At 62.0% G+C, this 25,547-nt stretch carries 26 protein-coding genes and 2 pseudogenes; 18 read left to right on the top strand and 10 right to left on the bottom strand.

Annotated features, from left to right (window positions below; all coding sequences use genetic code 11):
- Nucleotides 1-217 precede the first annotated feature (217 nt).
- Both CH295_RS26635 and CH295_RS26630 read left to right on the top strand, forming a co-directional pair.
- Nucleotides 218-817 carry a recombinase family protein gene (locus tag CH295_RS26635; protein ID WP_094742445.1) on the top strand — a complete coding sequence of 200 codons (600 nt, stop codon included), beginning with the start codon at nt 218-220 and terminating at the stop codon, nt 815-817.
- Nucleotides 818-948: 131 nt separating this feature from the next.
- Complete coding sequence (locus CH295_RS26630) at nt 949-1,521, top strand: recombinase family protein (protein ID WP_502694549.1); 573 nt, start codon at nt 949-951, stop codon at nt 1,519-1,521.
- Between the two features lie 14 nt (nt 1,522-1,535).
- Here the strand turns inward: CH295_RS26630 and CH295_RS26625 are convergent, their stop codons facing one another.
- The 6 genes from CH295_RS26625 to CH295_RS28625 form a co-directional block, all read right to left on the bottom strand.
- Nucleotides 1,536-2,468 carry a GIY-YIG nuclease family protein gene (locus CH295_RS26625; RefSeq protein WP_094742444.1) on the bottom strand — a complete coding sequence of 311 codons (933 nt, stop codon included), beginning with the start codon at nt 2,466-2,468 and terminating at the stop codon, nt 1,536-1,538.
- Nucleotides 2,468-7,393, bottom strand: a complete 4,926-nt coding sequence (locus CH295_RS26620; RefSeq protein WP_094742570.1) for a DEAD/DEAH box helicase — start codon at nt 7,391-7,393, stop codon at nt 2,468-2,470. The genes CH295_RS26625 and CH295_RS26620 overlap by 1 nt, the downstream gene beginning before the upstream one ends.
- Nucleotides 7,394-7,609: 216 nt before the next feature.
- A complete protein-coding gene (locus tag CH295_RS28630; RefSeq protein WP_080734182.1) occupies nt 7,610-8,278 on the bottom strand; it encodes a hypothetical protein in 669 nt (222 codons plus the stop codon).
- A gap of 81 nt (nt 8,279-8,359) precedes the next feature.
- Nucleotides 8,360-9,001 (bottom strand): DUF8548 family protein, encoded by a 642-nt coding sequence (locus CH295_RS26610; RefSeq protein WP_052057730.1) that lies wholly within the window; start codon nt 8,999-9,001, stop codon nt 8,360-8,362.
- Nucleotides 9,002-9,164: 163 nt separating this feature from the next.
- A complete protein-coding gene (locus tag CH295_RS26605; protein WP_052057729.1) occupies nt 9,165-9,674 on the bottom strand; it encodes a hypothetical protein in 510 nt (169 codons plus the stop codon).
- 1,197 nt (nt 9,675-10,871) lie between these two features.
- Nucleotides 10,872-11,231: a NucA/NucB deoxyribonuclease domain-containing protein gene (locus CH295_RS28625; RefSeq protein WP_141217101.1), complete on the bottom strand. Its 360-nt coding sequence runs from the start codon at nt 11,229-11,231 to the stop codon at nt 10,872-10,874.
- Between CH295_RS28625 and CH295_RS28030 the strand changes: the two genes are divergently transcribed.
- Nucleotides 11,155-11,454 carry a hypothetical protein gene (locus CH295_RS28030; protein WP_170946104.1) on the top strand — a complete coding sequence of 100 codons (300 nt, stop codon included), beginning with the start codon at nt 11,155-11,157 and terminating at the stop codon, nt 11,452-11,454. The two genes, CH295_RS28625 and CH295_RS28030, sit on opposite strands and share 77 nt — an antisense overlap.
- Nucleotides 11,402-11,791: a transposase gene (locus tag CH295_RS26590; RefSeq protein WP_094742441.1), complete on the top strand. Its 390-nt coding sequence runs from the start codon at nt 11,402-11,404 to the stop codon at nt 11,789-11,791. Before CH295_RS28030 ends, CH295_RS26590 begins: the two co-directional genes overlap by 53 nt.
- Here the strand turns inward: CH295_RS26590 and CH295_RS28025 are convergent.
- Entirely contained in the window at nt 11,757-11,900 is a 144-nt protein-coding gene (locus CH295_RS28025) for a hypothetical protein (protein WP_170946072.1), read from the bottom strand. The two genes, CH295_RS26590 and CH295_RS28025, sit on opposite strands and share 35 nt — an antisense overlap.
- Nucleotides 11,901-12,399: 499 nt before the next feature.
- Here CH295_RS28025 and CH295_RS28020 point away from each other — a divergent pair, with 499 nt between their 5' ends.
- The 9 genes from CH295_RS28020 (at nt 12,400) to CH295_RS26550 (ending at nt 19,883) form a co-directional block, all read left to right on the top strand.
- A complete protein-coding gene (locus CH295_RS28020; RefSeq protein WP_170946103.1) occupies nt 12,400-12,540 on the top strand; it encodes a hypothetical protein in 141 nt (46 codons plus the stop codon).
- A gap of 411 nt (nt 12,541-12,951) precedes the next feature.
- Complete coding sequence (locus tag CH295_RS26585) at nt 12,952-13,908, top strand: TOMM precursor leader peptide-binding protein (RefSeq protein WP_170946102.1); 957 nt, start codon at nt 12,952-12,954, stop codon at nt 13,906-13,908.
- Entirely contained in the window at nt 13,905-15,287 is a 1,383-nt protein-coding gene (locus CH295_RS26580) for a YcaO-like family protein (RefSeq protein ID WP_094742439.1), read from the top strand. Before CH295_RS26585 ends, CH295_RS26580 begins: the two co-directional genes overlap by 4 nt.
- A 12-nt stretch (nt 15,288-15,299) precedes the next feature.
- Nucleotides 15,300-16,124: a SagB/ThcOx family dehydrogenase gene (locus tag CH295_RS26575; RefSeq protein ID WP_094742438.1), complete on the top strand. Its 825-nt coding sequence runs from the start codon at nt 15,300-15,302 to the stop codon at nt 16,122-16,124.
- 1 nt (nt 16,125) lies between these two features.
- Nucleotides 16,126-17,058, top strand: a complete 933-nt coding sequence (locus tag CH295_RS26570; protein WP_094742437.1) for an ABC transporter ATP-binding protein — start codon at nt 16,126-16,128, stop codon at nt 17,056-17,058.
- Between the two features lie 8 nt (nt 17,059-17,066).
- Nucleotides 17,067-17,840: an ABC transporter permease gene (locus CH295_RS26565; RefSeq protein WP_094742436.1), complete on the top strand. Its 774-nt coding sequence runs from the start codon at nt 17,067-17,069 to the stop codon at nt 17,838-17,840.
- Nucleotides 17,841-17,843: 3 nt separating this feature from the next.
- Nucleotides 17,844-18,278: a hypothetical protein gene (locus tag CH295_RS26560; protein WP_094742435.1), complete on the top strand. Its 435-nt coding sequence runs from the start codon at nt 17,844-17,846 to the stop codon at nt 18,276-18,278.
- 290 nt (nt 18,279-18,568) lie between these two features.
- Complete coding sequence (locus CH295_RS26555; protein ID WP_094742434.1) at nt 18,569-19,324, top strand: class I SAM-dependent methyltransferase; 756 nt, start codon at nt 18,569-18,571, stop codon at nt 19,322-19,324.
- Between the two features lie 13 nt (nt 19,325-19,337).
- Nucleotides 19,338-19,883, top strand: coding sequence for a hypothetical protein (locus tag CH295_RS26550; RefSeq protein WP_141217099.1), 546 nt, complete (start codon nt 19,338-19,340; stop codon nt 19,881-19,883).
- Nucleotides 19,884-20,103: 220 nt separating this feature from the next.
- On the opposite strand, the pseudogene CH295_RS26545 reads toward CH295_RS26550, so the two are convergent.
- A pseudogene (locus CH295_RS26545) lies at nt 20,104-20,471 on the bottom strand (histone-like nucleoid-structuring protein Lsr2).
- Between the two features lie 141 nt (nt 20,472-20,612).
- A pseudogene (locus CH295_RS26540) lies at nt 20,613-21,032 on the bottom strand (ABC transporter permease); the annotation flags it as partial.
- Nucleotides 21,033-21,419: 387 nt separating this feature from the next.
- Here CH295_RS26540 and CH295_RS28015 point away from each other — a divergent pair.
- The 5 genes from CH295_RS28015 to CH295_RS28160 all read left to right on the top strand — a co-directional run bounded on the left by CH295_RS28015 (nt 21,420) and on the right by CH295_RS28160 (nt 23,998).
- Nucleotides 21,420-21,557: a hypothetical protein gene (locus CH295_RS28015; RefSeq protein ID WP_170946100.1), complete on the top strand. Its 138-nt coding sequence runs from the start codon at nt 21,420-21,422 to the stop codon at nt 21,555-21,557.
- 242 nt (nt 21,558-21,799) lie between these two features.
- Complete coding sequence (locus CH295_RS26535) at nt 21,800-22,936, top strand: lipase family protein (protein WP_212556224.1); 1,137 nt, start codon at nt 21,800-21,802, stop codon at nt 22,934-22,936.
- A 95-nt stretch (nt 22,937-23,031) separates the two neighbouring features.
- Nucleotides 23,032-23,217, top strand: a complete 186-nt coding sequence (locus CH295_RS26530; RefSeq protein ID WP_141217098.1) for a hypothetical protein — start codon at nt 23,032-23,034, stop codon at nt 23,215-23,217.
- 92 nt (nt 23,218-23,309) lie between these two features.
- Nucleotides 23,310-23,675, top strand: a complete 366-nt coding sequence (locus tag CH295_RS28165; protein ID WP_212556223.1) for a hypothetical protein — start codon at nt 23,310-23,312, stop codon at nt 23,673-23,675.
- Between the two features lie 14 nt (nt 23,676-23,689).
- The gene (locus tag CH295_RS28160) at nt 23,690-23,998 is read left to right on the top strand and encodes a hypothetical protein (RefSeq protein WP_212556222.1); all 309 of its coding nucleotides are present in this window, start codon (nt 23,690-23,692) and stop codon (nt 23,996-23,998) included.
- On the opposite strand, the gene CH295_RS26520 is transcribed toward CH295_RS28160, so the two are convergent.
- On the bottom strand, nt 23,984-25,216 hold the full coding sequence (locus CH295_RS26520; RefSeq protein WP_094742430.1) for a glycosyltransferase family 87 protein: 1,233 nt from the start codon (nt 25,214-25,216) through the stop codon (nt 23,984-23,986). The two genes, CH295_RS28160 and CH295_RS26520, sit on opposite strands and share 15 nt — an antisense overlap.
- Nucleotides 25,217-25,547 lie beyond the last annotated feature (331 nt).

Raw genomic sequence — 25,547 nt, 5'->3', positions numbered from 1 at the left:
GAGTCTCGCCGATTTCATCGACATGCGGCTGAGTTGTCTTCTACGGGTTCGAGTGTGCGTTTTGACCATCGTCATACCGGACGAGTGCGAACGGGCTACTGAGAGTGATTGACCACGACGTTCTCTCAGCTGAACCGTCCGCTGGAAGTGTCCACTTGATTGGTCCGGCTTCCCGTAGTCTCTACTGGACAGATCGAGTCCAGCAGGCCGGAGGAGCATGAAGATCGGGTACGCGCGGTGCAGCACCGCCAGACAGGACACCTCCGTCCAAATTGGTCTGCTCGCCAAGATCGGTGTCGAACGCGATCGGGTTTATATCGACCACGCTGTCAGCGGCCGTCAAGCGAAACGCCCCGGACTCGAAAACGCCATCAACGCCAGCCGTGAAGGCGACGAATTCTGCGTCACCAAACTCGACAGACTTTCTCGATCAGCCGGAGACCTCCACGAAACCGTGAACCGCCTCGCCGCCAGGGGAGTGGCACTATTGATCGACGGCAAGGTCTACGACCCAGCTGATCCCATGGGCAAAATGTTCATCGGGATGCTGGGTCTCATGGCCGAATTCGAGTCCGACCTGATCCGAGCCCGCACCCGCGACGCGATCGCGGCCGCAGCAGCGGCCGGCAAGATGAAGGGCCGGCCGCATACCCTGACCCCTGAAGAGCGGGCATACCTACTCCAGGTATACGAAACACGGCAGTTCAAGATCGAAACACTCTGCAAGAACACCGGATTGAAACGATCCGCCCTCTACAGCAACCTCACCCTCGCGCGGGAAGAACGAGACGCCCTAGCGGTCGCGAGAGGTGATTAGTGCAGTCCACTTCTGAAACAGTGCAGTCGACTTCTGAAACTGACAATCGGCCGACCGAGCGACCAGCCGCTGGATGGTGTCAAAAACGTAGGCTAAACCTTGGCGTGTCAGAACCATTGAATAGATGAGTTGTGGCACAGTTGACCGCTGTGGGCCACAAATACGGGTACGCCAGAGTCTCGACCGCTGAACAGAACCTCGATCTACAGAGCGACGCGCTGAGAGCTTTCGGTTGCGAACGTATCTTCACCGACACTGCGAGCGGGTCCACCACCACCCGGCCGGCGTTGACGGAACTGCTCGACATTCTCCTGCCCGGTGACGTGCTCACAGTCTGGCGACTCGACCGGCTCGGCCGCAACCTTCCCCATCTCATCGAGCTCATCGCAGACCTCAAGGCCAGGGGAGTGGCGTTCGCATCGGTCACCGAACAGATCGATACCACCACCGCCGGCGGAGAACTCATCTTCCACATCTTCGGTGCACTCGCCAGCTTCGAGCGACAACTTCTCCGCGAACGCACACACGCAGGCCTCGCCGCAGCCCGCGAGCGAGGGAAGGTCGGCGGTCGCCCACCCGCGCTCACGGTCACCAAGAAGCGGGAGGCAACCCGAATGCGTAACCAGGGCAGCACTATCGGCGACATAGCTGAAATCCTCGGAGTGAGTCGGCGAACCCTGTACCGCCATTTTACGCAATCCTAGAGCTGAGGGGAGAACTACGCGGTTGGCACTCCCGCTCCGACCTCGACGGAATCACTCGCCGGTGACGCCTCACGCTGCGCCTGAGCGCTGGCCAGCTCACGGGCCTCTAACACGTTCAGATCTTCGCCGGCTTCGTTCTTCCAGCTGATGCGTCCATTGTTGCTTCCACCTACGAGCACTGCGCCGGCAGCGGATGGACTGTCGAAGAGCTCGTCGTCGCGAAAAATGAAAGCGTCATCTTCGATCGTCGCGCGGCCGCTGGCGATAAGAGACTCGCGGGTAGTCCTGACGCGCTCGGTAGCTGCGCCACGTAGATCCGGTCGGCCACGGGAACCTCGTTGCACAACAATGCCTTCGGAAGTCAAGTATCCCTGCGCGTCGCATCCGGACTCACGGAAGAACAGAGGCTGGTTTGGCGATTCTTCACCTGCTCTGGATTCACCCTTCGTTGGACGAATCGAATCGAGGATCGGTGCACCAAGGGTGGTCAGCAGGACGGAGATCGTGTCCAGAAACTCGTGGCAATCCGCCTCGAGCGGTGCTGGTGTGAACGGGTTGCTCGCATCGTTGCCATTGGTCAGCGTGTACCGGTCTGCGCGTTGGGCGGTTCGGATCGACAACCACTCCAGATAGGAGACGTGCGTGGACGTCCATTCATTGGTCAACGACACTGCAACCATCGCGCGGGTCCAGTTCTTCTCGCCATGCTCACCTAAGCGTTTACCGACGTTCCCGGTCTGGCCGATGTACGCGGTCCGCTCGTCATCGCTACCTCCGAACAGGTAGTACACCCCGACCTGCATCGATGCCGGTAGCTTTGCAAATTCGCTCAGCAGCGATCGCGGGATGTCGAAGACCCGGACAGTCCTAGTGGTCAGGCTCGCGACCCGAATACCGGCGGGATCCCCACCGGGTAGATAGATCTGGATTGTCTGAGCCCGGACCATCAGGCAGCCTTCTCGATGTCGAGTTCGCGAACGATGCGCATGGTCTCGACGGCGACGGTGGTGACTTTCTTGATCAGTTCGACTATGTAGGTGGGGTTGTCGTGCTCGTCGCACCATAGGTTCGGATCGTTCACGATGCCCGATGGCTTGTCGGTCTTGACCTGGTAGCGGTCGATGATCCATGCCAGCGCTGACCGCGAACCGAGCATGTACTCCTCGGCTTCGGGTGGAATGCCGGTGAGGCTGACCTTCGAGTTGTAGACGATTGCGGTGTGGTCGGCCTTGTTGCGCCACTTCAGTTTCTGTACTCGCCATGTCTCACGATCGTGTTCGTCGACACCGGCCTTTATCTCGACATCGAGTGGGTAGGGATCGACGTCCTCGTACTGCATATGAAGGGTGCCGAGCTGCTCGCCGGCGTTAGCGAGCTGGGTGAAGCGCTCCAAGCTTTCAGGGGTGGGGATGTGGGGGAGCATTTTCTTCAGATCCGCCGCGTACGTCTCCCGGTAGCCGGGGACATGCAGCTGCCCATACACCGACCAGAAAACCTGATCCTTGGTCACCGAAGCGTCAAGCGCGGTCCGGTAGACCTCGAGGATCTCATCGGTGATGTTGTCCACCCGCCGGTAACCCCACTCATCGACCCCAAAAGTATCGGCCGTCGATCCGAAGTCGAACCCGCCGCCCGCAGCACCGTCGATGCGTTCGTAGGTGTAGCGAGGGAAGAACTGACCAGTGTCCAGGAGGTGCAGGTTGGGAATCAGATTGGTCGCAAATGGAGTGAAGTCGAAGTGTGATGCCGGTCCAGTCAGAACGATGCCGTAGTTCCGGTGGTGGGGCGTTGGGAACATCGAAGGGAGCCTGCCAGGGCGGTCATTCAGGGACTTGTCGAAGTAGACATGGCTTCCTTGGAATGGCCGGTAGGCGCTTTCGCGGTATGCAGAAGTCTCTTCGCGAATGACCCTGCGCGCGTCGATAGATGACAACAGCGAGCTGCTCCACGAGATACTTTGGGGATCGCGGTTCACCACGTCCTGAAGGCGTTCGTTCCCCCGTTGAGCCTCTGCGCGATGAAGTTCCGCTTGATAGAAGGTGAGCGTCCTGCCGACCTGTTCGTGGAGCGAGTTCAAGGAGAAGCTGTAAACCCAGCTATCTCGGTTGGTCTTAAGTCCGCCCGAGAAAGTTCGGAAGACGACGGCTCCCGTAGCACCGCGGCTCGCGATCGCCGGCCATGAGCTGAAAGCACTGTCTCGCTGGCTGATCCAGTCGCCATGCGCGTTCGGCTGCACACTCTGCCATTCGAGGTTCTCGATAGTGCTCGTGTCAACGAGACGGAGTTTTTCGGCGCGGTCGAGATAGTCGCCGATATCTCGGTAGTGGATCTGTACGGGTCCTGTGTGCTTTTCGTTCTTAACACCGACGAAAATGACGATGGTGGAACGGCTTCCGGAGCCGAACACCTTGCCGCCTTCTCGTCGGGAAAGTTCGCCGGCTGTGCGTTGGTTACCGCGTAGATTGTAAATCCACAGGTGGGCGAACTCGTCGGCCATGCTCAGCCGCACTCCGTCGGCCGTGTTGCCGTCGATCCATCCTCCGTTGGAGACGAATGCGACTATTCCGTGGTCGCCGACGCGGTCGGTGGCCCATCGGTAGGCGCGGTAGTAGGAGTCGTAGAGGCTGTTCTTGAGCTGCGCCGTCGAGCGGCCGGCGTAGGTCGCGGCGATACGGGCGTCGAGAGTGGGGTAGCTGAGGTTGGCGTTGTTGTCGTTGGCGCTGTCCTGCCCGACCGAGTACGGCGGGTTACCTACGATGACATTGATCGGGGCTTCGACCTGTTTGACGATGCGGTCGTTGTTCTGCGGGAACATGATCGCGTCCATACTGTCGCCGTCTTCGGAGATCTGGAACGTGTCGGTGAGTACGATTCCCTCGAACGACTCGTACTGCCCGTCCTCGCCATTTGGGGTAGCCAGAGCGTGATAGGTGGTCTCGATGTTGACTGCCGCAATGTAGTACGCGAGAAGCATGATCTCGTTGGCGTGCAACTCTTCCCGGTACTTGCGTGCAAGGTCGCCGGGGAGAATGAGCCCGGATTGCAGGAGTCGGGTGAGGAAAGTGCCGGTCCCGGTGAACGGGTCGAGGACATGTACGCCGGTGTCGGTGAGGCCCTTCCCGAAATGCTCCTTCGAGACGTGGTCTGCGGCGCGGAGGATGAAGTCGACGATCTCGACGGGGGTGTAGACGATGCCGAGAGCGTCGGATTGCTTCTTGAACGCAACACGGAAGAATCGCTCGTACAGCTCGGCGATGACCTGCTGTTTGCCTTCAGCGCTGGTCACTTCGGAGGCCCGGATGCGCACCGAGTCGTAGAACGAGTCGAGACCGTTGGTCTCCGATTCGAGGTTGGCGTCGCCGAGAGTGTCGAGCATCTGCTGCATGACGATCGAGACGGGGTTGTGCGCGGCGAAGTCGTGGCCGGCGAACAGGGCATCGAACACCGGCTTGGTGATCAGGTGTTGGCTGAGCATGCTGATTGCGTCGTCGCGGCTGATGGAGTCGTTGAGGTTGTCACGTAGTCCGGTGAGGAACCTCTCAAACTGCTCCGTCACTTGGGAGGATGCACCGCTGAGAAGCGCGTTTATGCGGGCGATCTGGGCGGCGGCGATGTCGGCGACGTCGGCGGCCCATTGTTCCCAGTAGACGCGTGTGCCGACCTTGTCGACGATGCGGGCATAGATAGCTTCCTGCCACTCCGAGAGTGCGAACAACGCCATCTGCGACGCCACCCCACCACCGCCACCTTCGCCGTTGTCCTGCTTCGGATCCGTGTCCGGGGTGGGGTGTCCGTCGCCGATCGTTTCGTCGGAGTCGGTGGTCGGGCCGATGTGTCCGCCGAGGAGGCGATCGTTCCCCTGGCCGGCTTTTGCTTGTTTTGTGGTGGCGTTGAGGGCGATGGAGTTGACCATCGCGTTGAACCGATCATCATGCGCTCGAAGGGCGTTGAGGACCTGCCACACCACCTTGAAGCGGCGGTTGTCAGCGAGGGCCTGCGACGGTGACACTCCGGCGGGCACGGCGACGGGCAGGATGATGTACCCGTAGTCCTTTCCGGGGGAAAGGCGCATGACGCGCCCTACGGACTGGACGACGTCGACGACGGAGTTGCGGGGGTGCAGGAACAACACGGCGTCGAGGGCCGGGACGTCGACGCCCTCGGACAGGCAGCGTGCGTTGGACAGGATGCGGCATTCACCCTCGGGGACTGGCGCTTTGAGCCAGGACAGTTGCTCGTTGCGCTTGAGAGCGTTGAAAGTGCCGTCGACGTGGCGGGCGGAGACGACGAGGTCTCGGTTGGTGGCGTCGACCTGTTCGCCGTCGTTCTCGTTTTCCTCGAGGAGGGCGCGGTAGGCGTCGACTACGTCGGGGAACACTTCGGCGACCTGCTTGGAGGCGGCGATGTCCTTGGCGAACGCCACGGCCCGTTTCATCGGGGGTGCGCCGATCGCGAACCCGTCGCCGTCAGGGGAGCGGCCGGCGCGCTTAGCGAGACCGTTCCAGCAGCCGACGATCTTGGAGGCATCGTCGAGTTGGAGTTCGGCGAAGTTGCCGGCGAGCTGTTTCTGCATAGGGGCTGCGACGAGGTCCTCGTCGACGGTGAGCACGATGACTTTATAGTCGGTGAGCAACCCGCGCTCGACGGCGTCACCGAAGGACAATCGGTGCATCTCGGGGCCGAAGATGTCGATGTCGTCCATCGACGACAACTCGGCGGAGTGGTCGGCGGCTTTTTCCTTGACGGCGTCGTCGAAGATCCGGGGCGTGGCCGTCATGTACAGCCGCCGTGATGCTTTGAGGAACTTGGCGTCGTGGACGCGGACGAAGTTCGATTCGTCCGCGCCGGCGACGGTGACACCGGTGGTGCGATGCGCTTCGTCGCAGATCACCAGATCGAACGCATCCACCCCCAGTCCTTGCGCCGCAGCGACCGTCGGCAGGGACTGGTAGGTGGTGAACACCACGGTCAGTCCTTTGGAGCGTTTGCGGTGCGCCATGTGCGATGCGAGGTTGTCGGGGTCGGTGGTCACCGGGATCGCGACGTCGACGGTGCTGTAGTCCTCGGCGGAGCGGGAGACTTTCGAGTCCGAGCACACGGCGAACGCGCGAATGTCGAGCTGGGTTTGTGCGGTCCACTCTCGGAGTGTCTGCGAGAGCAGGGAGATGGAGGGGACGGCGAACAGGATGCGTGCACTGCCGCCGGCTTCGGCTGCCGTGCGTTCGGCGATCTTGAGTGCGGTGAACGTCTTTCCGGTTCCGCAGGCCATGATCAGTTTCCCGCGGTCGTTGCCGGCGGAGAATCCGGCGAAGACAGCGTCGATCGCCTCGACCTGGTGTGGGCGGGGTTCGTTGCGGATCGCTTCACTCAACTCGACCGTCAGTTCGCCCTGCGGCCATGCGATGTCCCAGTCGATCGGGGCTTCGGCGATCTCGGCCAGACCGATCCGTTGGACGGGGATGGTCTGGTGGTTGATGGCGTCTTCGGCGTTCTTTCCCCACCGGTCGGTGGTGGAGATGATCACGCGGTTGGTGAACGACCGATCCCCATCGGCGGTGGGAAATGTTTGTCCGGAGGCGGTGAAGAACGAGTCGAGATCGCCTTTGCTCAACGTGGTGGTCGGTTCGTAGAACTTGCACTGGATCGCGGTGTAGTCGCCGGTGTCGCGTTCGCGGGCGACCAGGTCGATGCCGGTGTCGGCCTTACCTTGACGGTCGGGCCAGTCGATCCACCGCCACACCTGCTCGTACTGCTGCGCCAGCGTCGGATCGAGCTCGAAGTATCGAACCATCAGCTGCTCGAACTTGGTGCCCCGCTCCGAATTCGACGGCTCACCGCGGAACGCTTCGATAACCTCGTGCACACTCGCCATGACTACCGAAACCACCTCAACGTCGGGGACGATCAGACCGAGTATGCCGCTTACATCGACGACAACCGCCATCCACGGGGACTCTTCGGCGTTTCGGTCACTGAAGAGGTCGTGGCCCAGCGGAGTCTTCCTGGTCGAGCCGCAGACGCAGGACGCTCCGGTGTCGAATCCTCGAGTGCGAAGGGGCGTGCCGCCACGAAGCCTGCTCGGTCGGAGTCAGGATTGTTCGCGCGCGGCGGCCTGGACAGCACTGGCGAGTCCGGAGAACGAACATTCGACGGGATCGTGCGAGAGCAGACTGCTCAACACAATCGACTTCTGCTCCCCGAACGTGGAGTTGAGGCGCTGGGTGGACATCACGTAGAAGTCCCACTGGTCTAGGTCGAGCGGGTCAGCGGTGGCCCGATCAGTCTGTTTGAAGACGCAAAAGACGTAGACGTCGGCCTGCCGCTTCCGTTGCGCGGCAATTGTGTTCGTCGTCGCGTCCCAGCCGTTCGTTGGCTGGATCCCGAAGCTGATCGTCGACAACCTCTCCTGCTTCCAACTTTGCAGGTACGCAGACGATTTCACCTCGACGCGAATTCCCCCTTCGGTCAGTAGATCAGAAGCATCCCACTCCACTCGGACTCCATCGGCTACGCATCCGAGTGCGAGTCCGACGATGTATTCGGCGAGAACACCGCGTTGGGCGTTCCCGATGAGATCCGAGCACGCCCAACGCCAGAACTGGTGAAGATCCGATCCGATCGACTGCCCCTGCTGCGTGAAGGGCTCGTCGCCACTCTTCGGTGCTGTCACGAGTGAGTCGAAGCGGTTCGTGAGCTCGATCGACGAGCATTCGGCCACGTCGGCCGCATACCGGGTCCCGTGGTGGTCGTGCAGCATCGCACTCGATGGGTCGACATGCCGATGAACTCGAAATCGATGGCCATGAAAATTCTCCCTCGATCGGACAGGTGAACGGAACTAGCTCTTCCGAGGTCTACTCATGTGCCGCCAGATCGAGTGGTCGAGTGCCGACACCGGCATGTCCATTCGCCTCGCAGCGTCGGTCACCAGCCGTGAGACTTCTTCGCTCCCGAGTCTGCGACCCAACGCCTCCACCACGAATCGAGTGACGAGAGTGTCGGCTTTGACGCCGTCGTGGCCGACCAGCATGAGGAAGTAGTCCCACGTCACCGGGCCCAAGCCGCGAGTTCCGCAGTACGCGGCTCGCTGCGCTGCCGAGTCCCGATCGATGTCGGATGCGTGGCGCGCGCCCGACGCTGCGAGCCGGCCGGCAGCAGAGACGATCGCCTCAGCCTTCGGCACACCCCCGGTCTTCTGCTTATTGCCGAGCACCGTCTGAAGCCACTGCGGGTCGGCCTCGCCCAGTACACCGAGGTCGTCCCAACTTTGCCTGCCGGACTCGGCCTTGTACCGCTTGATCGCGCCGCGTACGCCCGTGTCGGCAGAGACTCCGTAGACCGCTCTGATCGACAGGACCGCATCGATCAACGCCAATTCCACATGCCCCGGCCATCCGTCCGGGGCAGCGTGCATCTCAGTGATCTCAGCCGTGAGGTAACCGACGAGCACCTCGACATCGCCTGCGTCCGTCGTCGCCATTTACGGTGGATCCCTTCTGGGTCGATGAGAGCGGACGTTACCGGCCAGCGCCGACCTATTTACACAGATCTCGTCATCGACGCCCACAGTCCGTCGTACGGGCGAGGGTAAGGCAGTCGACACACGTTCCGGTGCCGCCTGCGACAGTCAGGCGGACGTTCGGCTATCCGCGGATGACGATCTCGATGGCGTCGACATCGACGTCGTACGTCTTCGCCAGACCGGCCTTCGCCTGCCGGATCGTCAACGCGGCGACCTCCGTCGTCGGTGCTTGCGTACTCGTGGACTGATCGTCGAATTTCTCGAAATTCGCATCCGCCAGGTCGATTCCCAGATCGTCCAACGTGGTGTACCGCACCGGATTTCGGTCACCCGTCCAGACATCAGGGACGCTGATGTGGGCGTACTCGCTGAACTGAATCTTCCACCGGTCGGGCCTATCGTCCGTCGCGGGAACCAGCCGAGAAATCCGCCCCACCAAAAAAGCGCTCCCATGATCCTCGGTGCCGTCCGCATACGCCTCGACGTTGTGTGCATTCTGCGTGCACACCACGTACTGGCACTTCCTGGCTCGCGCTGCATCCAGTTTCCACGACTGCGACCCACCCTCACCCAGAATCGAGTCGAGGCTCTTGCCGGTGAACACTGCCACTGTGTCTTCGTTGGTTGTCATGCCGAGAACGTAGCAAACTATCCAGCTTCGTGGCACGAACTATAGCTAGTTTTATTAATAGTCTGAAGCATCATGCCTGTTGGAGCACGCAGAAGTATGCCTCACCAGCGAGCCTCGCGGCGCTACCGCGACACCGAGCGTGGTCGGTCCCCGTCGCTCCCGCACAGTTACCCGAAGTGCTCCACAGGTGGAAGGTTGCCATCTGGCGACATCGACGAGCGGTCGCGCATTCCGCCTGCCGGCGGTGCCGGCCACCTGCGGTGTCCCCTGAGTGGAGCTCCGCTGCGCTCCGCACCGTAGAAGAGCATCGTTCTTTCGGGCATCTGGCTGCCATCGAGTCTGCGTCACCCGTGCCCGCCTTACCCACCCCTGACTCCGCGATGCTCCGGCCCTGCGGGCGCCTGCGCCCTCATCGTCAGCCTTGGAGCGTGCCGCCCCGGGAACTACACCGGTGTCCTCGATAACCTCGAACGCTTCGACGGCACCGCTACCCACCTGCTCTACATCTAGAACCGTGCAGCCCCGGACTCCCCTAAAGCCGTTGCAGGAGAATAGTTTCCGTCGGCACCCACTGTCATGCTCGACGTCATGCGGATCAGAACACTCACCGGCCCACCGCTGCCCAGCCAAGGTTGCAGCGACGTGTCTGCTGCGCCCTCACAGAAGATGCGGGCTCAAACTCAGGAGTGTGAGCCCGTGCCATTGGCGGACATCGACGAAGTCAGTTTTCCCTGAAGACGTGCAGACCCAACACCGAAGGCGCATCATCTCCGATCTCGTTGGCAAGGTCACCCTCGTCGACCTCGTGCGTCGAAACGATGAACCGAGGTGTCAACTCCAGACGATGCCGCTCGATCGATCCGCCGGACGAATACTGCCGATACGCCCTGTACAGAACATTGGACGGAAACTGGATGCCTTTCAGACTCGGGAACTGCGTCCAAACCTGACCGTCCGTCGTTTCCACCCGTACTCGGTACTGGGCGTCACAGTCAGATAACCCCGCGACGGCGTCGTCATCGCGGACCCATCGCCCTCGTACAAGCTCACCACGCCATCGGAGACGATCGCGTACTGCTGGTGTGACACCGAGATAGTTGCTGTGTCCATCAGGGCTTATTCCTCTCGACAGTGCGCCGGCTGGTCGCCGAGAATCCGACGACCAGCCGACACCGCTTGTTGTGCTGTTGCGGGGTGTTACGCCCCAGCCTCGATGTAGAAACCGTCGCCTTCGATAACTCTATTCTTGGTGAAGAACCAGGATAGGTAAGAACCTGCGCGGCTGTTCTCGCTCTGGGTGATCAGGCACACGCTGAATCCGCTCGAGTTGTTGATGCCGGGTTTGGCCTTGTCATCCTTGATGTCGCCACACCCGGCGAAGGTGCGGCCCGGACCTCCTGCGTTCGGGCCTGACGAGCGTGGTCCCTGGTCTGTCGATGCGAATGGGTATTCATCGCAGCTCAGACCGTTGCGCGGGCCGGTGATTCCGCCGCAGCTGCGGAGGGTCGCGAAGCGGTCGGCACCGCGTATCGGGGACAAGATCGCGGAATCGATCACCGCCGCACTGGCCGAGCAGACCGTGATCGTGCCGGGTGCGGAGAAATCGAACTTCGTACTGAAAACCCTTGCGCGGCAGCTGAGCGAGGTACGTCGTGCCCGCGCCGAACTCGAGGAGCAGTTCGAGTCCGAACTGAACAAACACCCAGCTGGGTTGATCCTGGCCCTCGATGCCGGGCGTCGGCGTTCGGATCGCCGCGACGATCCTGGTGGAGATCGTTGACGTCGATCGGTTCGACAGTGCCGGAAACCTCGCCGCTTACGCGGGCGTCGCACCCCGCACCCACCGCTCGGGAACCTTGATTCGCGGTGAGGATCGACAACGCGGCGGCAACACCAGACTCAAACGTGCACTGTACCTTTCGTCGTTCGCCTCGCTCCGTGAACCAGCTTCGCGTGAGTACTACGACCGCAAACGAGCAGAAGGCAAAGACCACCGATCGGCGCTGGTCCGTCTGGCCAGGCGTCGAACAAATGTGCTCTACACGATGTTGAAGACGGGATCTACGTACGAACCCCGGGAAGTCAGGCCGGGGCGAGTGGCTGCTGTTGCGGGGTAGCGCCTTGTCCCGACAGCGTGACTGCTGTCTCGCCGCCGTCGACGGCGTAGCCGTGCGGGATCTCCTGCACGCCGACGACTCCGACGCCGTAAGCATCGACGAGCTGCAATTTGCGATCGGCGAAGGCGGGTCAATGCTTCGGCCGCATTGTTGGCCTGCCTAACCCGCCGCATACGGAGTAGTCGTCGGGGTACTCGAACTGCACCGTCGATCACCGGGCCTTTATACCGTGGCAGGGTAGAGGCGGTGGCATTGATAGCAACCGCGCCGGAAAGCGGGATTTCCCGTCCGGCATGCGGGAAGGGCGTTGTCGGGCGCGCTAGCCCTGGGTCGGGGCTGTCGGTGTCGAAACGATTTGCACAAGAACGGAAGTCGGTGAAGATGGGGCCGCGAAGACAACTCTGAACAAGTCGGCACAAGCCCTTGACAGCAACAGGCCACACCATTACTTTCTCTTTAAGAAGCGATGGGTTAGGTCGCCGTCTAACCCGCACCAACTACGTCTGATGTGGGGATGAAATGTTCGACACTCTAACCAAGGACCTGATGGATCTACGTTCATACGAAACCGGTAGCGCCAAGACGTTAGCTGCCACAGCCGCAGCCAAGTGCTGCTGCAGCTGCAAATTCTGCTGTTCATCGAGCAAGGTCTGCTGCTGCTCCTGCTGCGGCAATCCCTTCAACTGACCGGATGTTTCGCGATTCATCAGCGGGATGTCCAGCAGTCGGTCCTGGATGGCGCGATCTAGTTCAGTTGCTCATGGCCGGAGTCGTAGTTACACCATTCGCTCCACGTTCGTTATCGGCGTGGAAAGGCCTGCCGTACGGGAGTTCTGGGATTTCAGCGCGGGTCTAGTGTGCGCTAAAAGATTCTCTGCACAAACAATCTCTTTGCGTCGCCCGTCAATTGGGCGGTGCCGCATGCGCGAACACACGCCGCAACCGTAGGAGCGTCTTTGTCTGAGAGCGCCACGTCAATGAATGAGTCTGTGCTACCGACACGGCCACTGTTGCAGCCGTGGAGGGACTACGCAGTCACTTCCGACCGCGTAATTTTGAGACACGCCGAGGGCGCGATTGTCTTCGAAGGTCGGGCGAGCATCACGTTGCTGCCGGAGTTGCTCAGTCGTCTCGACGGATCACGTACTGTCCCAGAGCTGGTGTCAGAGCTCGGCGAGCCGGCCGAAGCTGCTGTACTGCAGGCGTTGCACCAGCTTGCGGGGCACGGCCTACTGCACGAATCGGACTCGACGGCCGTCGACGGTACCGAGCGTCGGCGCAGCGCCCGGGCTCTCGCCGAGGTCGCAGCCGGACCCGCCCTCACACTGGACGAAATCGACGATCGCCTTGCCTCAGCAAACTTTGTCGTTATCGGTGACGGACCGCTGGCCGAGGCCATTGCCTCGCTGCTCGTCACGAGTGGTGTCGGCTCGGTCGATCGGCTCTCGGAGAGGGAGGGTCCTGCGGCCCTCGCCGAAGGCAAGGAGCGGTGGGTTGGAGCGCACGTGCTCGTGGCCCCCGGTTCGCCGTACGCCCGCGCACTGAGTGATGTCAATCGCTGGGCGCTGTCCACAGGTGTGGATTGGATGCAAGTGTTGCCCTACGACGGGCACCGCAGCGTCATCGGACCGGTCTTCGCCCCCGGCCAGACTGGTTGCTACCACTGCTTCCGTCTTCGGCGGCGTGCCGCGATCGATTTTCATCAAGAAGCAATCGAAATCGATGCCGCCGCAGACTCGGGCTCGGTCAGGCGCTCGGGAGAATGGCGCGCGCCCAGCCAGGATCTGGCAGTTGCCGGGCAAGCCGTCTTTTTTGCTCTGTGGCACGTCCTCCCGCAGGACAGCACTCCTCTGCCGCTGCTCGGCCGTGCAATCGCGATGGGGTGGACCATGGTGGGGCCAACTATCGAGGACCATGTGCTCTACCGGGTGCCCCGATGCCGTGAGTGTGGCCGCGCCCGCGATACGGGGGTGCCTCAGCCGTGGACAGCGGCCACGCTGTCAGCCCCCACCCACGCTGGGACCTCAGCTCAGATGGGGCCGCACGACGCGGAGGTGTTCCTGCCTGGGCCGGCGGCTCCAGGAGTGGAAGCCGACACGTCGGCGATGAGTCGATGAGTACCTCGGCTGGATCCTCAGTGGAGCAGACGACGAAATCAGTTGCGGCTCTTGCAGGCCCGTGGTCGGACATGCGCGCCACCGAACCTTTGCTGCAGTCGATGGACTCCTCGCTCATCGGGATCTGTCGTGAGCTCGTCGAGCTGACTCACAGTGAGGACGACGTGCGCAGTCACTACGCCGGTGCCTCTACGTCTCGATCGGACGAGGTACTCGGTCATCCGTCGAACAGTGCAAACGGCGGAGGCTCGTTTCGGCGGGCAAGTGCACGCAGTGCCGCGATCGGCGAGACCATCGAGCGCTACTCCGCGGCGTACCTGCCACCATCGAGGGTCCACTTGTCGACCTGGAACGAGTTGCAGGACCCTGCGGTGGATCCGCAGGAAGTAACGCTCTTCTCTTCTGCCCAGTACACGCAGGAGAACTTCGGATTCGTCCCGTTCACCCGCGACACCCCCGTCCGATGGGTGGAAGGATTCGATCTGCGCCGCGAGCGGGCTGCATGGGTCCCTACGCAACTGTCGTTTTTGAGCAGCAGGCTCGCCTTCGGCGAGGAGCGCATCGCCTATTCGACCAGTAATGGCCTGGCGGCTGGACCCACGCGTCGTGAGGCGACCGTTTCTGGGCTGCTCGAGCTCGTCGAACGCGACCCCCTGATGATCGCTTGGCACGCCGGCCTCTCACTGCCGCTGCTGTCGATACACGACGACGCCGACTTGACGCCCGTTCTTCGTCGACACTTCGACCCGACCGGGCTCGAATACTCGGCTGTCGACCTCTCCAGCATATTGGGCATACCGACCGTGTTGGGCGTCGTACGGAACCACCATTCCGACATCGGCGCACTGGCCCTGGGCGCTGCAGCACGTCCGACGCTGCGCGAAGCAGTCGTCGAAGCACTCCTCGAGGCGTTCCAGACGCGGACATGGTGCAAATCCCAACAGCTCAGCACACCACGTCTGCCCGACGACGCCGAGCTCGCGACCAGCATAGTCACCTTCGACGACCACGTCCGTTACTACGGAGAGCGTGACCGCGCCGAGTTCGCAGCATTCCTTGTCGCTTCCGCCGAAAAGCGTGACCTCGACTCCACTGCGCCCCTGGCCACTGCCAGCCCCGCCGCACTGGTGGAAGACGTGCTCGACCGCCTTCCGCCGACCATCGATGTCTATGCAGTGGACCTCACCTCGCCAGACGTAGCCGAAGCGGGACTGAGCGTGGTCAAGGTCTACTCCCCTCAGCTGCAGCCGCTCGATGTGGGCTGGCGGACCAGGCTGCTCGGAGGTCGGCGGCCCCGCACTGTCCCAGTAGAGCTCGGACTACGAAAGACCCAGCTCGACGAGGCCGATCTGACACCCCATCCGCATCCGTTTCCCTAAGGAGCCAACACCGTGGAGGCGACCCCGAATGTCACCGACCTCATCTTTTCCGGCGATCCGCCGGGTGTGGGCGATCCGTCCGAGGACTACGTCGAAGTCAGCAAGCTGCACCGTCGAATGAGCACCGTGGAGGTCCCCGGGGTGTACATGCTCGAAACGAACCCATGGATGGTCGAGGCAACGGCGCGCTCGGGGCGGACGTACGACCACCGCCCGGTTGTGCATCTGCCACCCGTTGCCGACGAAGCCCCGGACATCAGGCTTCGTGTGTCATTGGGAGGACGCCGGAGCCCGGAATCGTTCACCGCCGGGGCATCTCCTACGCTCGATCAGCTCTCGGCGTGGTGCTGGTCGGCCGCCGGTCGGACCGCAGCGATCAGCACGGTCCATCACGGGCGGACCTACCCGAGCGGGGGAGCTATGTTCCCGTGCGATGTGTTCATCTCCCTCGAACCCGGAGAAGCTGTGGAAGGCGGCACCTACTACTACGACCCGGGCGGTCACTGTCTGTTTCACGTCGGCTCGGCCATGCCCGCCGACTTCGCAGCGACGACACCACAACCGGAGACTTTCGACAATGCCTCTGCCGTGTGGATCCTCGCAGGGGCACTATGGCGAAACCGGTTCAAATACGGACAACGCGCACTGCGCTTCACTCTTCTCGAAGCCGGACACATCGCGCAGAACATCGTGCTGGCAGTAATGGCGGACGATCACGCCGCCCGCGCCATCGGCGGGTTCTTCGACGACGAGCTCGCCGACCTTATGGCGATGGACGGCGTGCACGACGTCCCGCTTTACATGGTGGTCAGCGGTCAGCCTGGGCAGGGTGGCTGAGATGGACCAGTACGAGCGCGGCATGTCCTTCACGACCGGCGGTGACCCCCGGTCGGCAGTGCCGGCGGTGATATTGAGCGATGTCCACAAGAAGTACGGTTCCGTTCGGGCGCTGGACGGGATGTCACTGACAATCCAACGCGGTGATGTCACTGCGCTGCTGGGGCCCAACGGGGCCGGTAAGACCACGCTGATGGAGATCATCACAGGTATTCGACTTCCCGACAGTGGTTCAGTTGATGTACTCGGTGCCGACCCGGGCCGTGACCGGATCGGGCTCGCAGCTCGGATCGGCGTCCAAGTACAAGAGTTCAACTTGCAGTCCACTGTCCAGGTACGCGAAGCCCTGGCCTTTTTCGCCACGTTGCACGCAGAGCCCGAGGACGTCGACGAGCTTCTCGAACGCTTCGGTCTGGTGGAAAAGGCGACTGCGCGATTCCCGACCCTGTCCGGAGGTCAGAAGCGGCGTTTGGCCATTGCAAAGGCGCTTGTTGGACGCCCTGAACTCGTCGTGCTCGATGAACCTACTTCGGGACTCGACCCGCAAGGACAGGAATTCCTACGGCGAGAGACCCGCCGCTTGCGGCAAGAAGGACGGACGGTGTTGCTCAGCACTCACGACGTCGACGACGCCGCTCGGCTCGCCGAGGCAGTGATCGTCGTCGATCGCGGTCGGGTAGTGGCAGCCGGTTCACCGCGGGACATCGTGCAGGCGCACTGCCGCAGTGTTCGCGTAGTCGTCGACGCCGCCCCTGAGCCGCACTGGGCCGGGCCGGACATCACAGTGTCCGACGATATCGGTCGGACAATTGTCTACGCGAACAGCGTTCAACAGGTTCAGGAGTTGGTGGGGGACGCGACGATTCTGGAGCACCGCGAACCGACACTCCACGACGCCTACTTCCACCTGACCGGCACCGGTCTACGGTCCTAGGAGCAATCATGAGTACTGCCGCACCTCGGCGACCGGCCAGCGTGCCGGAGTGGCGCCAGATCCTCTCCGTCACCCGACTCGAGATGACGTCCTACCTCAGATCCTGGGGTGGGCTGCTGTTCGTGCTTCTGATGCCCACCGCACTGCTGCTTATCGCTCTCGGAGTCTGGTACCCAACCGAAGCGCGGCAGATCACCGTCCCCGACATGGCGGTGATGTCGGTCCTCGCGAGCGGTCTGTTCTCGATCGGAGTCGCGGTGACCGAGCAGAGAAAGGACGGCACACTCAAGACATACCTGTCGTCCCCCCTACGGGCGCGTACCTACCTCGCAGGGCAGGTGCTGGACCGCGTGGTGGTGACCTTCACCGGGAACATCGTGATGCTGCTCGTCGCATGGCTCGCATTCGACATCACCAGTACTGGTTCGCTACTGCTGTACTTGGTGATGGCAACGTTGTCGCTCGCGACGATGTTGTCTTTCGGCTTCTTGCTGGCCTCACGCTTCAAGACGATCGAGACGGCCGGGGCGCTGTCGAGCGTTATCTTCTTTGCCGTCATGATCGGCAGCGGGTTCTTCATGGACCCGTCGCGTTTCCCCGGATGGCTGAAGACAGTCGTGGATGTCCTTCCGTTCAAGCCGATCGTCGATGGTATGCGCGCCACGTGGAGCGACCCCGATCTTGCCGGGGTGGGAGTGGACATGCTCATTGTCTCGACGTGGTTCGTGGTGTTTCTGGTGGGGGCCGCGCGTCTGTTCCGCTGGACCCCGGACGACCGTTGACCGTTGAGCGCGAATCGCTTTGCCGACGTTTTGCTGGGACCGGCACTCTTCACCCTGTGGTGGCTCTCTTGGTCGATGGTGTGGTGGTCGATCGTGCGACGCGAGGAGCGGCGACCTATCGCTCTGCTCGCATACGAGCTGGCACTTGTACCACTTGCTCTCGTGTCCGTCGTGGCCATGTCCACCGGGGTCATCACCGCGGTACCGGCCACCTGGCCGGCGTCGGCGGCTGTGGCCGTCGGAGTTGTCAGCGGGATACTGGCCTGGGCCGTCCTGACCGGCTGGAGCAACCCCTTACGCCTGGCCGCCTGGCCGCCGGGTCGCCGACTGATCGTCGGCGTGGGCACCAACGTCTGGAGCGCCATAGGCGAGGAAATCGCATTTCGTCTGCTGCTGTTGTCCGGTGCCGTTGCAGTGCTGCCCGCGCCGTGGGCGTGACTCATCGTCACCATCGTGTTCGGTTTACACCACTTGCCTGTAGGTGGGCCACGGATCGCTCTGCTGCATTGCGGAACAGGTGCCGTCTTCGGTGGAGTGCTGCTGGCAGGCGGGGGGCTTGCGGCGGCCGTTTCAGCGCACGTCGCCTACAACGTCCTTGCGGCGCTGGCCCGTGAAACCGATCTCAGACGCGCCCGATCCAGCCAGCATCGGTTCGGTCTACGTCGAACGCCCGAGGTAAACGGCCCCATCTGAAGTTCACCCAAGCATCCATCGAGCGAGGAGCAGGCATGAAGGGTTACGACGCCAACACATTCGGAGACGTCATCGCTGACATCTACGATGCGCACTACGCGTTGGAAGTCGCACCGAGCAAGGAAAAGCTCGCGGTGCTCGAAGGCCTTGCACGTTCCGGGACAGGGATGCGTACCGTCCTCGACGTCGGATGTGGCACAGGTTGGATGACGAAGGCCCTCGCCGAGCGAGGCCTCGACGTCACAGGTCTGGACTCCTCGCAGGAGATGTTGCTCAAGCTCCGGCAAAACGACCTTGCCGGGCTCGTGACCTGCGAACACGGCGATGTGACCAAGGATCCGATCGATGGACGGTACGACCTTGTATATCTCCTTTTCGAAACGTTCATCATGCTCGGCAATCACACAGCCCAGCGCGCCGCCATCGAGAACATTGCAGGTGCCCTCGCTCCCGGCGGAGCCCTGCTGATCGAAATTTCGATCATGGAGCTCGATAAGTGGTCGGACTACGTCGACAGCTCCGTACGTGTATCGGCTATGACCGCCGACCACGTCGGCATCGGGGTGTCACGCTACGACAAATCTGCCGGTCGACTCGACTATCAAGACATCCTCATTTCGGAGTCGGGTATCCGGTTGCTGCCGGTCACGATGCACCCAACATCCCCGGCCGAGCTGAACGAGATGGCGCGCGGTGTCGGTCTGCGTAAAGAAGCCCACTGGTCGGATTGGGCCGGCACCAAATACTCGAAAGGTATGCCGAGCCTCGTTGCCGTGTACCGGCGTGGCTGAACATTGGGCAAGTGTGCTGGATATAGTGGGGTGGGTACTCGGCATTGTCGGGTTCATCTGGGGCACGATCGTCATTCATGAGTACGGTCACCTGCTGGTGGGACGTTTGGTGGGGCTGCCGCGGGGGGCCGCTCGCGTCGTGATCGGCGCGAGGCCGCCGCACGTAGCTCTACGCACCCCGGACGGCTGGATCGGTCCCGACGACCACCGCTACGTACACGCGTTCACCCGATACCGTGACTCCGCTGTCGCGGGATGGCTCTTCGCCGCCGGAGGACTTCTGATCGAAACACTCGCAGTCCTCGCTGGCGGAGCACTGCTCACACTCGCGGGACTGCCGTCCGTAGCCGCCGCCTGGTTAGCGGTGTCGACACTTCTCATCCTCCTCTACCTCGCCGCCGATTTCGCAAGCTGCCGTCGAGCCAATGCACCGGCCGGCGACTACGCGGCCCTGTGGGAACTGAGCGCTGTTGCAACCACGTTGTTCGTGGCGGGCATACTCGCCAGTCGGATGACTGGCTTTATCGGCCTGCTTTTACGAGGGCTGACCGAGTACTGATGACCGCGTAATCAACCCGGCCCCAGTGCGGCGGCGACCTTGCTATCTTGAGAAGCGTCGTCAGATCGGCTGAGTCGACCAGCGAAAGCTCACACGCGGACGCAAGCCAGTCCGGCATCTCGGTGGCGGGGCTTGCGAAGGAGATAGAAGCACTCGAGCTCCCCCGCTCGGCGCACCACCACCGGCGCCCGCTCACTGCGATGCAGGCGGCTCACCGAAATCAGTGAGCGGCGTTGTATGCCTCTTCGATATCGGCCGGGATGCGGCCACGCTCGCTGATCTCGTAGCCCTGGTCGAACGCCCACTGCCGAATCGCGCGTGTCTGCTCCGGATCACGCTTGACCGATCCGCCGGCCGCTGTCGCGGTCGACGCGGCAGCGGGGGAGGGCCTACGCTTGCGTCCACCGACACGCGTCGCATGCCCGACGTAGTAGTCGAGCTTCTTGTGAAACTCGCTCGCGTTCTTCGCCTTCAGGTCGATCGAGTGCTCGACGCCGTTGATCGCGAACTCGATCGTCTCGCCGGACTCGTCGTCGATGACCGACCGTCGATATCGTCCACCAATTGGGTTGTCACTCGTTTGGCCACAGCCGGAAAACCTTTCATCGACACATTCGCAATGCGCAACCGCATTCGTCTCCACGAGGGTAACCAGCGTCGATATCCGCATTCTTCATCGACACGAAAAGGCGAGCCGGGATCCATTTCCCTCAGTAGGGCCTATGGAGTGATGGCGACGTACACGATCAGGTTGTGCCCGAAGAGCAGCACTTGACGCCATACGAGTCGGTACACGTGCACCGACAATGCCGACGGTAGTTGCTTGATCAGTCCCTCGTTCGCGATGAACACGTCACCACCCTCGACAATCGCGGCACTGATGAAGTTCCACAGTATGAGCCCGACAGCCACGTGCGGCAAGAATGTTGTCAGGTCCAGACCCAGCAGGACTGAATACAGCAGGCCCATAGCAGCGGCCTGTACCGCAGTGGCGATGGTGATCCAGAACGGTCCGATCACTGACCGGCGGTAGCGTTGCTTGATGTCTTGCCAACCCAGGTGCAACCACAGTTCTCGTTGATGCAGTCCCGTCTTCAGGTCGCTGAATGCTTGAGTGAAGCCGTGCGAGCCCGAGACGGGGTCGGTCATGCGTTTCCCTACGTCGTAAGTCGGTGTTCTTATCAATAGCGACAGGGCTGATTCTGTCAACTTGATCTGGCCCCGGGGCGGCGGTCCGGTGTCCACCACGTGCGAAGAGTGGAGCCGCAGAGGGTGTATGCAGACTTGCGCATTGAGTCATACGGGGCGGCTGACCGGGCGTGCAGACCTCCTGTCCGTGTTTGCGGTGCATCGTCGAGGACGTGGTCGAGGAAGCATTTCACACCGTCGGCTGCCTCCGTTACATTCCGGGTGTGTTTGTTACACAACAGTATTGGATGTGGACGATGTGTAACACCACGAGTCGGTCCGACGGTTACCGTGATGGACAAGCGCTGCTTCACGCAGTGCACCAACACTTCCGAAGAGAGTCCATCAATGGATCTGATCACCGCATTCAACGAATGGATCAACGCCGAAACCTACGCGCGCAACCCGTTCGCCACCGCCATCGCTGTGACTCAGTTCTTCGCGGTGAGCTTGTTCAACCTCTTCACCGGCGGACCGATTCTGTAGTAAATAGCCGGTTTCAATGGGTGCTGGAGACGTTGCACCGTTGGCATGTCGACTTGTAGGTCGATAGTTCACAACGAAAATGGGCCGCACACAGCTCGACTGGTTTGGTCGCCGCTCGGATGCCGGTGCGGCGAACTCCTCGACGAACAGGACCTCAACTGATGCGATGGCATTCCGTGGCAGCTGCCACGCCTATTTCCGAAACCAAAATGTCGAGTGCGCCCTGCCGCGATATGCCGGGTATGCGGGGCACTGCGGTAGCGATCGTGTATGCAGCGTTGTGCGCAGCGGCTCTCTTGACACCGGCCGTCGCGCAGGCCCAGGCGGTCGATTCTCCGGCACCGGGTGCTGTGGTGGACTATGTTCGGCAGGAGCCCGGCTGGGGCGGATACACCGACGCTGCGTTGCTGCGGTACGTCACCTCCGGGCCTACCGGTGTGCCGGAAGTCGCCTCAGGCGTCGTCTTCACCCCGAACGGTATAGCACCCGAAGGTGGCTGGCCGGTCGTAGCGTGGGATCATGGGACCGCCGGTCTGACACCCGATTGCAGTCTGACAACGAATCGTGCCGTGAACGAAAAGACAATCGTAGAGTCTGTGATCGATCACGGATACGCCGTCGTCGCACCGGACTACGTGGGGCTGAGCGCAGACTCCACCACGACCCACCCGTACCTGAATTCGGCCACAGAAGCCACCGCCACCACCGACATAGTGAAAGCCGCGGTCGCAGCCGATCCCACATTGTCCTCGACTTGGGCCGTGCTCGGAGCGTCCCAGGGCGGGCATGCGGCCCTCAACACCGGCCGTATCGCCTCGGCACAGGCACCACGGCTCGACTTCCGCGGAACCGCTGCGTTGGCCCCGGCGTCGAACATCGAATCACTGTTCACCGCTGCTGGGCCGTGGATCCCGACGTCGGAGATCTCGACGTCGTTCGCACCGCTGCTGGCAGCGACACTGTCCGGGTTGCGTACCACCGGGCCCGATGTCGATGTCGACTCCTACCTCACTCCCCGTGGCCGAGAAGTGGTCGATAGTGTCGCTACCGCATGCGTGAACGACTGGGGCACAGCGACTGGTGGTGCCGGCATCGCCGACATACTCGACCGACCGTTGAGCGACCCCGCCATGGCCGAGGCTCTGCGGCATTACATGGCCGTTCCCGCGAGCGATTTCGACCGCCCCATCTTCATCGCTCACGGAACCCGCGATACGACGGTCCCGTACCCCCTCACCCTCACCCTCGCAGCCCAGATGTCGACTGCAGGAACACGCTACGAACTGAAGACCTACGACACCGACCATGAGGGCATCGTCGCAGCGCTAGCCGACGCACTGGCCTTTCTCGACACCGTCATGAATCCAACGGCGCGCTGACTGTGTTCTGTCCGTTGGGGACCCGCACAGCACTCGACGTGCGGTGAATGCTTTGGACACGCCTGGAATTCGGTGCAGGTGCATATTCTGATCGGGTGATTCGTTACGTGAGGTTCGTCGTCGAAGCTGTGTGGTGGTTGCTGCAGATGGGATTGTTGCTGCTGATCGAGATCGTGTCGGTGGGTTTCGTCAATCCTCAGTACCCTTCTGCGCCACGGCCGGACCGCAATCTCCGAGGGCACGTCCCCAAGCCCAAACGAATCGGCCATCGATCGAAGTGAAATCGCCTGGAGTCACACGAAGATCTGTGCGGCCGTCGATCAGCCGCATCGACTCCTGCAGTACTGCCGAGATACGACGCTAGGGTTCAGCGATGAGCACGATCGGGTTCTTGCATACCTCGCCAGTCCATGTTCCGACATTCGATGGATTGACACACCAGAGTTGGCCACTGCTCGGAACGATTCATGTGGTGGACGAGGCGTTGTTGGCTCAGGCGCGGGCGGAAGGGCCGGAGGCGACGCAGTCTGCTGTGCGGACGCGCCTCAACGAGCTCGAGGACCACAGCGCTGACGTCATCTGCTGCACCTGCTCGACAGTCGGTGACATCGCGGAAAAGTCCGAGATGGGCGTGCCCGTCTTTCGAGTCGACCGCCCGATGGCTCGTCAAGCCGTCGCACTGGGGTCAAGGGTCTGGGGCCAAGGGTCGGAATCGTTGCCGCACTGGAATCCACCGTAGGCCCGACGCGGAGTGTGATCATTGGAGAGGCCGAGGCCGCGGATACCCAGATCAGTATCGACCTCGTGGTCGCCGGTGAGGCGTGGTCATTGTTCCAAGCTGGGGACCTGGACGGATACATTCGAGTGATCGCCGAAAGTGCCTTCGCGCTGGACGGAAGGGTCGAGGTGATCGTGCTGGCGCAGGCGAGCATGGCACCTGCTGAAGGGCGTCTTCTCGGCTTGTCGGTGCCTGTGTTGTCGAGCCCACGCCTCGCTGTCGAACACGCGGCGAAACGTTTGCGTGTCGAGTCCGACCCGGGGACCGGGTCATCGCGGTGGTAGGGACCTAGCTGCGAGGTAGTTCGGTTCGATTCCGTCGCCCAGTCGTCCTTCGCTTCGAGCGGCGAAATAGCGCCCGACGAGAACACCGAAGATGACGACGATCAGCAGCGCCCACCCGAACGTGGTTCGGAGGTAATCCAGGGCACGGCCCGTTTCGATCCAGCGCCCGGACAGCCATCGGTCGTAGTTCATGAACCCGTAGATCGCGAGCCAGGCGGGCCAGTTGCGGAGTAGCGAGTTCTTCAGCACCACAGTCATGAGCAGCGGGAACAGCATCATCGAGTAGTGCATCTGTCCCAGCGAGCCCAGCAACCAGTGCGCGGTCAGGATCAATCCCGAGGTGGTCGCGAAGAAGAACAGGCGGTCCTCGCGGCAGTACCGGTACAGCAGCCACAGCGACACCAGAACCATTATTCCCAGCACCGCGCGGATGCCGAGGGTGAGCAGTTCGGGAACACCGTAATAGCGACCGTTGCCGACAGCAGCACTGTTGAAGTAATCGCGGGTCTGCAACAGGTACGGCAGCGTCCGGTCGATGAAGTTCATCGGGTCGACCGACAGCGGCCAGGCGATGGCCATCATGACAACCGGGATCGCGATCGAGGTGATGAACACCTTCCACTGACGCGTCATCAGCGGAAGCAGCAGCAGCGGCGCAAGCATCGGCTTGATCGCCAGAGTCAGACCCATGGCAACGCCCGCCGACAGGTCCTTGCGCTGGAGTAGAAACCCGAGGAACGCTACTTCGCCGAGGAGGACGAAGCCGTTGAAGTTGGTGAACACCAACGTGTTCGTCACCGTCTCGCTGACGAATGCGGCGAGGAGGAGTGCGGGGGCTGCAACCGAATCGAGGCGGAATCCGAAGATGCGCAACAGGATGTACAGCGCCAGCAATATCGCGATCGTGCTGGCGATGATGAACAGCCAGCGGGATCGCTCGGGATCGATGACGGCAATGGGGGAGAGCAGCATCGTCGCGCTCGGCTGATACAGGTAGTGCGGATCGACCGAGTCGAAATTCGCCGTGTACACCGGCTGGCGGTTGAGGAATGCCAGAGCTGCGCTGTACACGGGATTGAAGTCGTTGGTGATATCACCGTTGACCGCCTTGATGACCACCCGCTGGATCACGGTCATGATGGCGATGGGCCGCAGGGCGTACTTGATTACCTCGGCGGTCGTCCGCCCTGAACGCGGCTCCAGAAAACTGAGTGACACCCGCGAATGATGCCGGGCGGGAACCGGCCCCGAGGGTGGCTGTCTGTGGGCAGCACGTCCGTCGGCGTACCCGCGCTGTGGAGTGGAAACGGGTTCGCAGTTGTATCCGGCCGATCAGGTGGGCAACTGACCCAGATCCGTTCCTCGGGAGGGGAATCCGACTGGCGACTCGACCGGCCGGTCGGTCGGTGGGCAGGCGGGCCGACCTGACCGGCAGATGGCGAATCGCTGTTGACGAACGGGTTTGGCTCCAGTGCGGAGTGTTGGCGCGCCCGTGGGCGTGACGACCTGGTGGGTCATGTGCCAATGTTGCTGTGGTGCGACAACTTAT

The sequence above is a fragment of the Rhodococcus sp. 14-2483-1-2 genome (genome assembly GCF_002259405.1).
Classification (GTDB): Bacteria; Actinomycetota; Actinomycetes; order Mycobacteriales; family Mycobacteriaceae; genus Rhodococcoides.
This window is presented reverse-complemented; position numbering and strand designations above follow the sequence as displayed.